Origin of the sequence: Ruegeria sp. HKCCSP346 (genome assembly GCF_017872595.1) — a bacterium.
In the GTDB taxonomy this organism is placed as follows: Bacteria; Pseudomonadota; Alphaproteobacteria; order Rhodobacterales; family Rhodobacteraceae; genus Ruegeria.
This window is the reverse complement of record NZ_JAEDOT010000006.1, coordinates 151606-164739: the sequence shown is the minus strand read 5'-3', so window position 1 is coordinate 164739 and position 13134 is coordinate 151606. Positions and strand designations below refer to the sequence as shown.

14 protein-coding genes are annotated in these 13134 nt (G+C 57.3%); 9 read left to right on the top strand and 5 right to left on the bottom strand.

The genetic code is table 11. From position 1 onward, the window contains the following. The first annotated feature begins 114 nt into the window (after positions 1-114). Entirely contained in the window at positions 115-543 is a 429-nt protein-coding gene (locus I9185_RS16195; RefSeq protein WP_171330048.1) for a peptidylprolyl isomerase, read from the top strand. Between the two features lie 271 nt (positions 544-814). On the opposite strand, the gene I9185_RS16190 is transcribed toward I9185_RS16195, so the two are convergent. Genes I9185_RS16190 through fabA form a run of 3 tightly spaced genes read right to left on the bottom strand, consistent with a single transcriptional unit; the run spans position 815 to position 3382 of the window. Further along, the gene (locus I9185_RS16190) at positions 815-1606 is read right to left on the bottom strand and encodes an enoyl-ACP reductase (RefSeq protein ID WP_210093562.1); all 792 of its coding nucleotides are present in this window, start codon (positions 1604-1606) and stop codon (positions 815-817) included. 5 nt (positions 1607-1611) lie between these two features. Further along, complete coding sequence (gene fabB / locus I9185_RS16185) at positions 1612-2841, bottom strand: beta-ketoacyl-ACP synthase I (protein ID WP_171117367.1); 1230 nt, start codon at positions 2839-2841, stop codon at positions 1612-1614. Positions 2842-2872: 31 nt separating this feature from the next. Further along, positions 2873-3382: a bifunctional 3-hydroxydecanoyl-ACP dehydratase/trans-2-decenoyl-ACP isomerase gene (fabA, locus tag I9185_RS16180; RefSeq protein WP_152457158.1), complete on the bottom strand. Its 510-nt coding sequence runs from the start codon at positions 3380-3382 to the stop codon at positions 2873-2875. A 186-nt stretch (positions 3383-3568) separates the two neighbouring features. Between fabA and irrA the strand changes: the two genes are divergently transcribed. Continuing rightward, the gene (gene irrA, locus I9185_RS16175; RefSeq protein WP_170344907.1) at positions 3569-3985 is read left to right on the top strand and encodes an iron response transcriptional regulator IrrA; all 417 of its coding nucleotides are present in this window, start codon (positions 3569-3571) and stop codon (positions 3983-3985) included. A gap of 6 nt (positions 3986-3991) precedes the next feature. Here the strand turns inward: irrA and I9185_RS16170 are convergent, their stop codons facing one another. Continuing rightward, the gene (locus tag I9185_RS16170; RefSeq protein ID WP_210093561.1) at positions 3992-4888 is read right to left on the bottom strand and encodes a LysR family transcriptional regulator; all 897 of its coding nucleotides are present in this window, start codon (positions 4886-4888) and stop codon (positions 3992-3994) included. Positions 4889-4971: 83 nt separating this feature from the next. Between I9185_RS16170 and I9185_RS16165 the strand changes: the two genes are divergently transcribed. Next, complete coding sequence (locus tag I9185_RS16165) at positions 4972-5793, top strand: phytanoyl-CoA dioxygenase family protein (RefSeq protein WP_210093560.1); 822 nt, start codon at positions 4972-4974, stop codon at positions 5791-5793. Here the strand turns inward: I9185_RS16165 and I9185_RS16160 are convergent. Further along, positions 5776-6639 (bottom strand): hypothetical protein, encoded by an 864-nt coding sequence (locus I9185_RS16160; protein ID WP_210093559.1) that lies wholly within the window; start codon positions 6637-6639, stop codon positions 5776-5778. The two genes, I9185_RS16165 and I9185_RS16160, sit on opposite strands and share 18 nt — an antisense overlap. A gap of 123 nt (positions 6640-6762) precedes the next feature. Between I9185_RS16160 and miaB the strand changes: the two genes are divergently transcribed. The 6 genes from miaB (at position 6763) to lnt (ending at position 13133) form a co-directional block, all read left to right on the top strand. Next, positions 6763-8082, top strand: a complete 1320-nt coding sequence (miaB, locus tag I9185_RS16155) for a tRNA (N6-isopentenyl adenosine(37)-C2)-methylthiotransferase MiaB (protein WP_171636739.1) — start codon at positions 6763-6765, stop codon at positions 8080-8082. A 170-nt stretch (positions 8083-8252) separates the two neighbouring features. Beyond that, positions 8253-9017, top strand: coding sequence for an outer membrane beta-barrel protein (locus tag I9185_RS16150; RefSeq protein WP_348539748.1), 765 nt, complete (start codon positions 8253-8255; stop codon positions 9015-9017). A 136-nt stretch (positions 9018-9153) separates the two neighbouring features. After that, complete coding sequence (locus tag I9185_RS16145; protein WP_210093557.1) at positions 9154-10176, top strand: PhoH family protein; 1023 nt, start codon at positions 9154-9156, stop codon at positions 10174-10176. 36 nt (positions 10177-10212) lie between these two features. Further along, positions 10213-10707: an rRNA maturation RNase YbeY gene (ybeY, locus tag I9185_RS16140; RefSeq protein WP_210093556.1), complete on the top strand. Its 495-nt coding sequence runs from the start codon at positions 10213-10215 to the stop codon at positions 10705-10707. 36 nt (positions 10708-10743) lie between these two features. Next, the gene (locus I9185_RS16135; RefSeq protein WP_171636747.1) at positions 10744-11631 is read left to right on the top strand and encodes a hemolysin family protein; all 888 of its coding nucleotides are present in this window, start codon (positions 10744-10746) and stop codon (positions 11629-11631) included. Beyond that, positions 11628-13133, top strand: coding sequence for an apolipoprotein N-acyltransferase (gene lnt, locus I9185_RS16130; protein WP_210093555.1), 1506 nt, complete (start codon positions 11628-11630; stop codon positions 13131-13133). The genes I9185_RS16135 and lnt overlap by 4 nt, the downstream gene beginning before the upstream one ends. Position 13134 lies beyond the last annotated feature (1 nt).

Here is a 13134-nt window from a genome sequence, read left to right as displayed (position 1 = left end):
AGATTGCGCGCAGGTTGGCACATCGGCGCAGGGGGTGAAAGAGCCGAGGGTTTACAACATTGTGTCAACCTATAGGGTTGGCCGCTTAACCCCTTGGAACGGCCGGAGGCCACGATGACCGAAATCAAACAAGGCGACACGGTTCGCATCCACTACACCGGGACGTTGCTGGACGGCAAAGTCTTTGACAGCTCGGACGGGCGGGATCCGTTGGAATTCGTGGTCGGGTCGGGCCAGATCATCCCGGGGCTGGACCGTGCCATGCCGGGCCTGTCCACCGGGGACAAGACGCGGGTGGAAATTGCCTGTACAGACGCCTACGGCCCGATCAACCCTGCGATGCGTCAGGAAATTCCCCGTGAAGGCATTCCAGACGACATCCCCCTGGATCCCGGGACACAGTTGCAGATGCAAACGCCAGAAGGTCAGGCCGTGCCTGTAACGGTTGTGGATTCAAACGAAGCCACCGTTACTCTGGATGCAAATCACCCGCTGGCAGGGCAGGATCTGGTTTTCGAGATCGAAGTCGTTTCAGTCAACTGAGACATGGTTCGGGCCGGATGTCCGGCCCCGATCTCACCCTATCAGAGCTTGAATCGCGGCCCTTACCTGTGGCTGCGTAAAGAAGACGAACACCAGCAACAGTGAAGTCAACGTAAGCAATAGCACCCTGGCCCGTTGGCTGAGAAAGCCGGGCTTTCGCCGGCTTTGCGTCGCGCGTGCATTGTTTGCAATGATTTGGTCAAGTTTGCTCATATCGATTACCTGCCGCCTAATGATGGTGAAATCTGGGCAGCGGCAGGGAAAGATATGGTCACATGGATTCGGGCTGAGGCATGCCCAGAACGTGGAAGCCACCGTCAACGCGGATGATCTCACCCGACGTGCAGGCACCTGCATCTGACGTCAGGTACACAGCCGTTCCGCCGACAGCTTCAAGTGTGGCGTTAGAGCGCATCGGTGCATTCTGATCGCAGAATTTGTAGGTCTTGCGGGCACCGCCGATCGCTGCACCGGCGAGGGTTCTCATCGGCCCTGGGGAAATCGCGTTCACGCGGATGCCATCGGGGCCAAGATCGTTGGCCAAATAGCGCGTTGCCGATTCCAGCGCAGCCTTTGCGACACCCATCACGTTGTAGTTGGGCACAACCCGGTTGGAGCCCTGATACGTCAGGGTCAGCAGGGAACCGCCATTGTCTTTCATCAACGGATAGGCGCGACGCGCGACCTCGATGAAGGAATAGGCCGAGACATCCATCGAATGCTTGAAATTCGCACGTGTGGTATTCAGGAACCGACCTGTCAGCTCGGACTTGTCCGAATAGGCGATAGCATGCACCAGGAAATCTATGGTGGGCCAACGTTTGGCCAGCTCGCCAAAAGCGCGATCCAGCGACTCGTCGTCGGTGACATCCGCATCGACCATGAAATCGCTGTCCAGGCTCTGAGCCAGCGGCTCCAGCCGCTTTCCGAATGCCTCGCCCTGATAGGTGAATGCCAGTTCGGCGCCAGCCTCGTGCATGGCCTTGGCAATGCCCCACGCAATCGAGCGGTCATTGGCCACGCCCATGATCAGGCCGCGTTTACCTTTGAGAAGATCCGACATTACTTTCACCCGTTATACTTTGAAAGAACCATGGACCCGTTCGTGCCGCCAAAGCCGAAGCTGTTGGTCATGACACTGTCCAGTCCTGCGTTTTCAACCACTTGAGTTGCAATTTCACCGGGCTGAATGCCTTCGGCAAGCGTGTCGACATTGATCGATGGAGTAATGAAATCATTTTCCAGCATCAGCAGGCAGAAAATCGTCTCAAGCGCGCCCGCCGCGCCCTGAGCGTGGCCTGTCATCGACTTCGTCGAGGAGATGGGGGGTACATTGCCTTCGCCAAAGATGCGGCGCACCGCCTCTACCTCACCCACGTCGCCGACGGGGGTCGAGGTGCCGTGAGCATTGATATAGCCGACCTTGCGCCCCTCGGGCAGGGTACTCAGAGCAAGTCGCATCGCGCGCTCGCCGCCCTCACCTGAAGGAGCAACCATGTCGTGACCATCTGAAGTTGCGGCATAACCTGTAACTTCAGCATAAATTTTGGCGCCGCGGGCCAGAGCGTGGTCCAGCTCTTCCAGAACAACGATTCCACCGCCGCCCGAAATCACGAAACCATCACGGTTTTCGTCGAACGCGCGCGAGGCTTTATCGGGTGTGTCATTATATTTCGACGACATCGCGCCCATTGCGTCGAACAGGCAGGAAAGCGTCCAGTCCAGTTCTTCACCGCCGCCGGCGAACATCACGTCCTGCTTGCCCAGCATGATCTGTTCGGCCGCGTTGCCGATGCAATGCAGCGAGGTCGAGCAGGCCGAGGTGATCGAATAGTTGATGCCCTTGATCTTGAACGCGGTCGCCAGATTGGCCGAGATCGTCGAGCACATGCATTTTGGCACGGCAAATGGCCCGATCCGCTTGGTCGCGCCCGTCTTCAGAACGGTTTGATGCGCCGTCAGCATCGCGCTGGTCGAAGGTCCGCCAGAGCCCGCAACCAGCCCGGTGCGTGGATTGACGATCTGGTCTTCGGTCAGCCCGGAATCGGCAATCGCCTGGCTCATGGCGATATGTGCATAGGCGGCCCCTGGACCCATAAAGCGCAATGTGCGCTTGTCCACATGCTGGGCCACGTCGATCTTGAGCGTACCCGCGATCTGGCTGCGAAAACCATGTTCTGCCATCTGCTCGCTGGCCACGATCCCGGATTTACCTGCTTTGAGCGAGGTCAGAACCTCTTCGGCATTGTTCCCGATCGAGGACACAACCCCCAGACCGGTGACGACTACTCGACGCATGTGCGCACTCCTTGTTTCAGACCGTTCAGGCTCAGGCCTCGGATAGAACGACCTTCATGTCCTTGACATCATAAATCATCTCGCCATCGGCTTCGACAATGCCATCCGCCACGCCCATTGTCAGGCGGCGCGTTTGAATCGCTTTTTTGAAATCGATTTTATACGTCAGCATCTTGCGGTCCGGGCGCACCATGCCGGTCAGCTTTACTTCGCCGACGCCGACGGCCATGCCGCGCCCCTGCCATCCACGCCAGCCAAGGTTGAAACCGGTCAGTTGCCAAAGCCCGTCCAGCCCCAGACAGCCCGGCATGATCGGGTTGCCCGGAAAGTGGCACTCAAAGAACCAAAGGTCGGGTGTGATGTCGAATTCGGCCAGCACATGGCCCTTGCCGTGCAGACCACCATCGGCAGAGATGTCGGTGATCCGGTCCATCATCAGCATCGGTGGGGCGGGCAATTGTGCGTTGCCGGGGCCAAATAACTCACCACGAGCGCATTTCAGCAGATCATCTTTGTCAAAACTGCTAGGGAACTGGGCCATTCTGCCACCTTTCCTGCCGGGGGTCTGTCTTTACATCTGGCTTCGTCTAACACCCGTTTGCAAGGTCCTGCAAGAGCGGCGCGCCACATCATGTTGTGTTGGTTCTTATCTTGCGAATGAATTTCATTTGTAATTGCCGGTGATGCGCCCCTATATATAAAGGCAGGAATAATGGGTATCGGATCGATGACACCTCAGAGCCGCGAAATCGCAACAGGTTGGCTGGTGAATGCCGGCTTGCGACCGACGCGTCAGCGCGTGGCGCTGGCCGAGCTTTTGGTGGGCGACGGCCGCCATCGCCACGTCACCGCAGAAAGCCTATTTGAATCGGCAAAGGCGAATGGCGATGCGGTGTCTCTGGCAACGGTCTACAACACTTTGCGTGCTTTTTGCGATGCGGGTGTGCTGCAAGAAATCACAGTGGACGGATCGAAAAGCTACTTCGACACGAACACGCATGATCATCCCCACTTTTATTGGGAAGACGACGCAAGGCTAAGCGATGCGCCGTCGGATCAGCTGGTCATTCAGCGCCTTCCCGAGGCGCCGGAAGGTGTCGAAATCGCATCTGTCGATGTCGTCATTCGCTTGCGCAAAAAGTAAAAGACCTTAAACGCCTGTCAGCCCGGCCACCAAAACTCGCTCGGCCTTTTCGATGACCGTGTCAGAGGGTCCTGTGCCGTGCCGCGCCAGAACGACGGATTCTGCTGTGTCCGGATTGGCAATCGGTACGCTGACCAGATGCTTGTTGTCATAGCTGAAGCTGCTGGGTGGGCTGGCATAGCTGATCCCGATTCCCTCACCATGGGCGGCAAGGCTGCGTTGAATCTCAAGGGATGCCGCCCGGTGCGCGACGGTAGGGCGCAGCCCGTTTTGTCGGAACAGGCCGAGAATGTGTTGGGCGGATAATCCTTCCGAAGACAGAATCAACGGATGACCTTCCAGCGCTGCAAGGGTGACTTCTGTGGTTGTCGCCAATGGATGATCCGGGGACATCAAGGCCTTCGGTCTGCTGTCGAACAGTTTTGTACGGGCGAACCCCGCATCCATGGTCAGGTCGTATGTGATTGCGATGTCAATCTGGCCATCCATCAATCCATTCAGCAGCCCTTCGAAGGACCCGGCCACATAGGTAAGGTTGAGATCGGTGAACGTGTTGCGGAGAAGTTGCAGGGCCGGGGCCAAAAGGAAGGGGGCCAGGTCCGTAAAGCAGCCCAATCTCAGCCTGGAGGTGCCCGGCGCGGAGGTATCGGACGTTTCGATTCGCGCAGCATTTTTCAGCAAGACCTCGGCGTTCTCTATGAACGTACGTCCCTGAGGTGTCAGTGCCATGGCTGCACCCCGGCGGCGAACGAACAGCGGATACCCCAAATGGGCTTCAACACGCGTCAGCGCAGTGGACAAGGCCGGTTGCGAAACATTGAGATGCTGGGCTGCCGCCGACAAACTGCCGTGACGCCCGACTGCACAGACATATTCATATTGGCGCAGCGAAATATATAACATGAGATTAATAATAACTTCGAAAGATATGATTTGAACAGAATACATTTTTCCGGTCAAAAGCAAAAAAACTTCAGGAGCTTCCGATGCCACACCCTCTTGTTACTCAGCAGATGATCGACACTTATCAGGCCGACGGCGTCGTACTGGTCAAAGGGCTGTTTGCGGATCATGTGGATCAACTGCGCGATGGTGTGGCCGCGAATATGGCCGATCCCGGTCCCTATGCTTCGGAAAACAAGAAGGCGGGTGAAACAGGTCGTTTTTTTGATGATTACTGCAATTGGACCCGGATTCCGCAGTTCCGCGACGTGATCGAGACGTCTCCCGCAGCTGAGGTTGCCGCGGATCTGATGCAATCGAAACGCGTTCAGATGTTTCACGATCACGTGCTGGTCAAGGAGCCCGGTACGTCGATGGCGACACCGTGGCATCAGGACGGCCCATATTATTTCGTCGAGGGTCAGCAGACGATCAGCTTCTGGTCTCCGCTTGATCCGGTCAGACAGGCGACGCTGCGGTGTGTTGCCGGGTCGCACCGATGGGATAAAGAAGTTCTGCCGACCCGATGGGTTTCCGAGGACGGCTTTTTCCCGGATGAAGGTCAGTACATCCCCGTGCCGGATCCGGATGCCGAAGGTATGAAGGTCATCGAATTCGAGATGGAGCCCGGCGATGCCGTCGCTTTCAACTATCGCACGCTGCACGGTGCGCGCGGAAACCAGTCGGACAGCCGTCGCCGCGCCTTTTCACTGCGGCTGGTGGGCGACGATGCCCGGTATGTAGAGCGCCCCGGCCGAACCTCGCCCCCGTTTCCCGGTCATGACATGACGCCGGGACAGCGCCTGCGCGAGGATTGGTTTCCGATCTTGTTGCAGCGCCAGGCCGGCTCAGAACCACTGACCTGATTCGATCAGCCCGAGATCCAGCAGCTGGCGGGACTGCCATTCAAACGGCACCGAGTTGCGCCAGCGAAAGCTTCGGATGTCAAAGGTTGACCCTGCATTGGATTTCAGCGCCTTCGCGGCACGGAAAGAACAAATGGCGGCCGTCAGGTTGTGATGCCAGGGACAGGAATAGGTATTGTATTCCGGTTCGTTGAAAGTGTGATCGGGTCTCAGCACCAGGTTTTTTTGTGCTTTGAACAATGCGATGCGGTCGATCCTGCGACGTTCGTAGGGAATGTGGTCCTCGAACCGCCACCGCAACCCGCCCGAAAGATCCACCTGACGGTCCAGCGGTTGGCCGCTTGGGTCGTGGCGGGTATGGGCATAATAGCCAACACTGTCGAACATGGCCTGATCGGGGGCCACGCCATTGGGATGTGCGGTCAGATCCTCGGCGTACAGGTCAATGACATAGCTGAGCATCGCATTGCGACGCTCTTCACCATGAAAGACAAGCATCTCGCCCACGCTGCGCGTTTCGCAGTAGGGAAAGAACAGGTATTCGGCGTTGTAGCAATAATACATCCAGATGCCGGGTGCGGCCTGAATGATCCTGTTTATGGTTTCGAACACGACCAGCCGGGGAACACATTTCAAATTGACCCGATGCACCGTGGCGGACAGGTCCTCTGTCAGATGAAACTCGTCCGGTGCAAAGACGATGACGGATTTGAAACCCAGCCTCAGATGATGGTGCAGCGTGCTGGCCAACTCGACGTCGTCCTCGGCAAAAATCAATGCTACGGGGCCTTTGGCCAGTGCGGCCTGTCCCGATTTCAGGAAATGGTCGAGGGAATCGTACGTCATCGGGTGCTTTTGGGTCCGGCCTTGCTGGAAAGTCCTGCCAAATTCGGGTAATTGCGCCCGCATTGCAAGCGGCGTTCGAAGCGTATAGATGACGCCGATCCAGCGAATGCAAAGGCCCGTCCCATGTCTGAACCGAAGAAGCTGTTTATCAAGACTTATGGCTGTCAGATGAACGTCTATGACAGTGAACGCATGTCCGAGGCGCTGGGCGGGCAGGGCTATGTCGAAACCAAAACGCCTGACGATGCCGACATGATTCTGCTGAACACTTGTCACATCCGCGAAAAAGCGGCTGAGAAAGTGTATTCGGAACTCGGTCGCTTCAAGGGTCTGAAAGCCGAAAAGCCTGACCTGAAAATCGGTGTGGCAGGCTGTGTTGCGCAGGCCGAAGGTGAAGAAATCATGCGCCGCCAACCGCTGGTCGATCTGGTCGTCGGCCCGCAAAGCTATCACCGTCTGCCCGAGATGGAGGCCAAGACCCGTGCGGGCGAAAAGGCGCTGGACACCGATTTCCCCGAGGAAGACAAGTTTGAAAAACTGAAAAACCGTCCCAAGGCCAAACGCGGCCCGACGGCGTTTCTGACCGTTCAGGAAGGGTGCGACAAGTTCTGCGCCTTCTGCGTGGTGCCTTATACGCGTGGGGCCGAAGTCAGCCGCCCCGCTGATCGCATCATCCGCGAAGCCCATGATCTGGTTGAACGCGGCGTGCGCGAGATCACGCTGTTGGGTCAGAACGTGAACGCCTATCACGGGGCCGGCCCCGACGGAGACATGACCCTGGCCGGGCTGATCTGGGAACTGAACAAGGTTGACGGGCTGGAACGTATTCGTTTCACCACGTCGCACCCCAATGACATGGCCGACGACCTGATCGAGGCACATGGCAGCTGTGAGAAACTGATGCCGTATCTGCACCTGCCGGTTCAGTCGGGCTCGGACCGTATCCTCAAGCGAATGAATCGCAGCCACACGGCAGAAAGCTATCTGCGCCTGATCGAACGCATTCGTGCGGCGCGCCCGGATATTGTGATGTCGGGGGACTTCATCGTCGGCTTCCCAGAAGAAACCGAAGAGGATTTTCAGGCAACGATGGATTTGGTTGAAGAGGTCAAATACGGCTACGCCTATTCCTTCAAGTATTCCACACGCCCGGGAACACCAGCGGCCGAGCGGGCTCAGGTTGATCCGGCTGCGGCGGATGATCGATTGCAGCGCCTTCAGGCCCTTATCACACGGCACCAAAGGGAAATTCAGGACGGTATGGTCGGTCGTACAGTCCGCGTTTTGTTTGAAAAACCGGGCCGCCTGCCGGGCCAGATGGTCGGAAAATCCGAGTATCTGCATTCGGTGCATGTGAAAGGGCCCGAGATTGCCGTTGGTGATCTGAAAGAGGTCCGGATCACCGACTCGGGCGCCAACTCTTTGGCGGGTGAGCTGCTCTGACTCGGTAAGATCCCGCCGTTCAGACCCCATAGTTGGTGTTTGTTTCCAAAATTTACCCTTGATTTATTGCTTGGAACTATGCTCCGAGAGGAGCCATGTTTTTCAGGCGCCGTTATTGCGTCAAAAAACGATTATACGCCGATCTAAAGATCGGAGTGATGGAGGTACGAGTGCCAATCTTGAACAGCTTCAGGACCCTGAGCCTAGTGAAAACCTTGCCTTTGGCCTCGGTTGTTACTTTTTTTGCCAGCGCGACGATTGCCGGAGACCTGAAGGGCACGACAACCGATCCTGTCGTTATCAGCCCCAAGAAGTTCAGCAGTGACGTCAGTGCATTTTACCTGGGGATTGCTGGCGGCTACGCCTCAGGCTGGGACGATCGATTTGGTCTGAGAACGCCCGCCGGGCTGTTTGATATTGGCGAGCTGAACGTATCCGGCGCATACGGCGGCTTTCGTGGTGGTTGGCGTGGTGTTCTGCCTTCAAGGTGGGGGCGTGATTTCGTCTATGGTTTTGAAGTCAGTTATGATTTCGGATCCTTGGACGACAGTGTCAGGGCCCAGATCGGCGGTTCGAACGTTGAGGGTGGGGCAGAGATATCTGACGTTTTGTCCCTCAAATATCGAAGCGGCCTGACAAGCCGAAATGGTCGGGTTCTGTACTTTTTCAGCGTCGGTTACCTGTGGGGCGATGTTGAAACAACCAACAACATCACATCCGGAGCTACAGTACAGAGCTTTTCGGCATCGGATCGGCGGGGCGGATATACCGCAAGCATCGGTGCCGAACACAAGCTGACCGACAATTGGTCGGTCACCGGCGAATACGAATACGTCCAGTTCAAATCCGAAGACGTTCAATTCGGTTCGGGCTTTTCCACGAAGTCCACACCGAAATACGGCGGCTTGAGATTCGGGCTGAACTATACGTTCTGATGCGCGTCTGACAGGCTTTTTTCTTTTGTATGATCGGCGCTTTTGTCATCCGCGGGCTTATTTTTGAAACTGTGGCTTGCGCCCACCGAGATTTGTTGTCTACGCTCGGGGTGAACCGCCAAGACAGGAGAACGGATTGGCCATCGGTGCCCTGACCCCACCGCAAGACGAAATGCCCCAACGCGAGGCGTTTTTAGAGTTTCCCGACAACCGATTGTTGATTGACCTGTGCGGCGAATACGACCGCAATCTGACCGACATCGAAAGCAAGCTTTCCGTCCAGATCGTACGCCGCGGCAACCAGCTTGTCGTGATGGGCGATGAAGACGCCCAGAAGCAGGCTATTGAAGTGCTGCAATCGCTTTACGCGCGCTTGGAAGGCGGGCGCGAGGTCGAGGCCGCGGACGTGGACCGAGAACTGCGGATGGGTGGTTCGGAACAGGGGACCGGCAGCCGCGACGGCGATCAGTTGGAAATGTTCAAGGGCGGTTCAGTCGAGATCAAAACCCGCAAGAAACTGGTGGAACCGCGCACGGACGCCCAGAAAGCTTATGTGCAGTCACTGTTTCAAAATGAGCTTGCATTTGGCATTGGGCCTGCTGGCACGGGGAAAACCTATCTGGCTGTTGCCGTGGGCGTGTCGATGTTCATTGGCGGGCATGTGGATCGAATCATCCTCAGCCGCCCGGCGGTCGAAGCGGGTGAAAAATTGGGCTATCTGCCCGGTGACATGAAAGACAAGGTCGATCCCTACATGCAGCCGCTGTACGACGCGCTGAATGATTTTCTGCCCGGCAAGCAACTGGCCAAGTTGATTGAGGAAAAGCGAATCGAAATAGCGCCGCTGGCGTTCATGCGTGGACGCACGTTGGCCAATGCTTTTGTGGTGCTGGACGAAGCACAAAACGCCACGACCATGCAGATGAAGATGTTCCTGACTCGTCTGGGCGAAGGCAGCCGCATGGTAATCACCGGCGACAGGTCTCAGGTGGATTTGCCACGCGGCGTTCAGTCGGGTTTGCAGGATGCGGAAAGACTGTTGAAAACGATCCCCAACATCAGTTTCAACTATTTCACGTCCAAGGACGTGGTTCGCCACCCGCTTGTGGCCGCGATCATCGAGGCGTATGAGGCGGATGCGGGCCGGGAATCCACTTGATTGCAAGGCTCATTCACAGGGCTTTTGTGCGATAAGATGAATCTGGAACTCACTGTCGAAGACGACCGGTGGCAAGGGCTTGAAGCTTTGTCGCGGCAAGCGATATCCGCTGTCCTGTCCTATGCGGAACTGGACCCTGAACTTTGCGAGATCAGCGTTCTGGGATGCGATGACGCATGCATTTCGGAACTGAACGCAGAGTTTCGCGGCAAACCAGCCGCCACCAATGTTCTGAGCTGGCCGGCAGAAGATTTGGCCCCGGAGGAAGCCGGGCAAGCGCCCCATCCGCCAAAGCCGGATTTCACCGGTGAAATTCCTTTGGGCGATATTGCGATCTCCTTCGACACCTGCGCGCGTGAGGCGGATGAGGCAGGCAAGGACATTGACGATCACGTCATCCATTTGCTTGTTCACGGAACGTTGCATTTGCTGGGATATGATCACATTCGTGACCCCGACGCCGCTTTGATGGAAGGGATTGAGGTCGAGATACTTGGCAAGTTGGGTATAGATGACCCATATAAGGTATAAGGTGGGTCATGTGACCCGATCAGTTGGAACAAGGTAATGGGCGAAACAGACGGCAGTTCTAGGGCGGCGCAAAGCGCGCAACCTCAGGACAGCGGCAATGATACAGAAGAGAAAAGCGGGTTTATTTCCCGAATTTTCGATGCGTTTTCGAGTCAGGAGACTCAGCAAAACCCGGGGATGAACGGGCAGAGCGCAGCGGCAGCTCGGCCTCACGGGATGATGAACCTGCGCAGGATGCGCGTCGAAGACGTGGCCATTCCCACGGCCGAGATCATCGCGGTTCCTTCGACCATCACCAAGGATGAGCTGGCTGACGTATTCCGGGACAGTGGGTTGTCCAGAATTCCGGTCTATGAAGGAACGCTGGATACGCCGTTGGGCTTCGTTCACCTCAAGGATTTAGCGCTGACCCATGGTTTCAATGGCGGTGCGGACAAGTTTGACCTGAAATCCATGTTGCGCACGCTTTTGTTCGTGCCGCCTTCAATGCCGATCGGTGTCCTGCTGACCAAGATGCAGACCGAACGTCGCCATATGGCGTTGGTGATTGATGAGTATGGCGGCGTCGACGGGCTGCTGACGATCGAAGACTTGATCGAGCAGGTCGTGGGTGAGATCGCGGACGAACACGATGCAGACGAAGATCAGCTTTGGGTGCAGGAAAAGCCGGGCTGTTACGTTGTGCAGGCACGTGTGCCGCTTGAGGACTTCGAGGCCGAGATCGGCAGATCCTTGACCAGCCACGAGGATGTGGATGAAGAAGACATCGACACGCTGGGGGGGCTAGTGTTCATGCTGTCCGGGCGTGTTCCGGCACGGGGTGAGGTCGTGATTCATCCGGAAGGGCCGGAATTCGAAGTGATCGAAGCCGACCCGCGACGCATCAAACGGTTGCGCGTCATGCTGCCGGACGTCGCTGCATGACGCCTGTCCGGGGCTGGCCGTTATCGTTGAGATTGTTTGCCGCCGCCGCACTGGGCGCCTTCGGCGCTTTTGGCCAGGCACCGCATGGGTATTGGGGCGCTACGGTTGTTGCACTGGTTTTGATCGTTCCGGTGTTCCTCGCCAGTGAAACCCGTGCTCGCGCGGGGTGGATCGGCTGGTTCTTCGCCACCGGCTATTTTGCCCATGCGCTCAGCTGGATCATCGAGCCCTTTCAGGTGGATGCAGAGCGTCACGCCTGGATGGCACCGTTTGCGCTGGTGTTCATGGCTGGCGGGCTCGCCCTGTTCTGGGCAATTGCGTTTCGACTTGCGCGGCATGTTGGCGCGACCGCCATGCAGCAAGGCGTTTTGCTGATCGCAACGCTGTCGCTGGCCGAACTGGCCCGGGGATACGTGCTGACCGGGTTCCCTTGGGGCGGAGTGGCGCAAATCTGGATGAATACGCCCGTGGCGCAAGTGCTGTCTCTGGTGGGGCCGTATGGCTTGAATGCGCTGACATTTGCCGTGGCGTTTCCGATAGGGGCGGCACTGATTCAGGAAAGACGCTTGCGGGCACTGGTCCGTCCACTGGGATTTACAGCTGCGGCGGCGGTGCTGGCGATTGGCTATGCGTCGATGCGGCCAACGGTTCAGGAAGGCCGGCACACAGTTCGTGTCGTTCAGCCCAACGCGCCGCAACACCAAAAGTGGGACCCGGCATATGCGCCCTTGTTCTTTGCCCGTCAGATTGAATATTCCGCCGCTTTGCCCAGACCGGACCTGATCGTCTGGCCCGAGACCGCAGTTCCAGCCTGGCTGGGCAGCGCGCAACCGTATTTGACGGCCATTGCGGATGCCGCTCAGGGGACGCCCGTGGTTTTGGGGATCCAGCGTGGAGACGGCCCGAGGATTTTCAACTCGATGGTCTATCTGGATGAAGCCGGGCAGCAGGGCGGTCTGTATGACAAACACCATCTGGCCCCGTTTGGAGAATATGTGCCTTTTGGCGAGTTGATGGGCCGTTTTGGGATTTATGGGATGGCGGCCACAACGGGGCATGGATTCAGCGCAGGGCCGGGGCCCGAGCTCTTGGGCCTTGGCAAATTGGGAAGGGCGCTGCCTCTGATCTGTTACGAAGCCGTGTTCCCGCAAGATGTGAACGGGGCGGCGGGTCGGGCGGACTTTCTGTTGCAGATCACAAATGACGCGTGGTTCGGAACGCGTTCGGGACCGTTTCAGCATCTGGCACAGGCCCGGATGAGGGCAATTGAACAGGGTCTGCCGATGATCCGTTCGGCCAATACCGGCATATCGGCCATGATTGACCCATTGGGTCAGGTCACGGCCTCATTGGCGCTGGGCAAGGCGGGATACGTGGATGCGATCCTGCCGCAGCCACATCAGCCAACAGTTTATTCCCGCATCGGGGACAGCCCTGTTCTTGGGTTGCTATTGTTTCTTGCTGCATTGGCGTGGTTCAACATCCGTCGCGTGAGCAAATAAT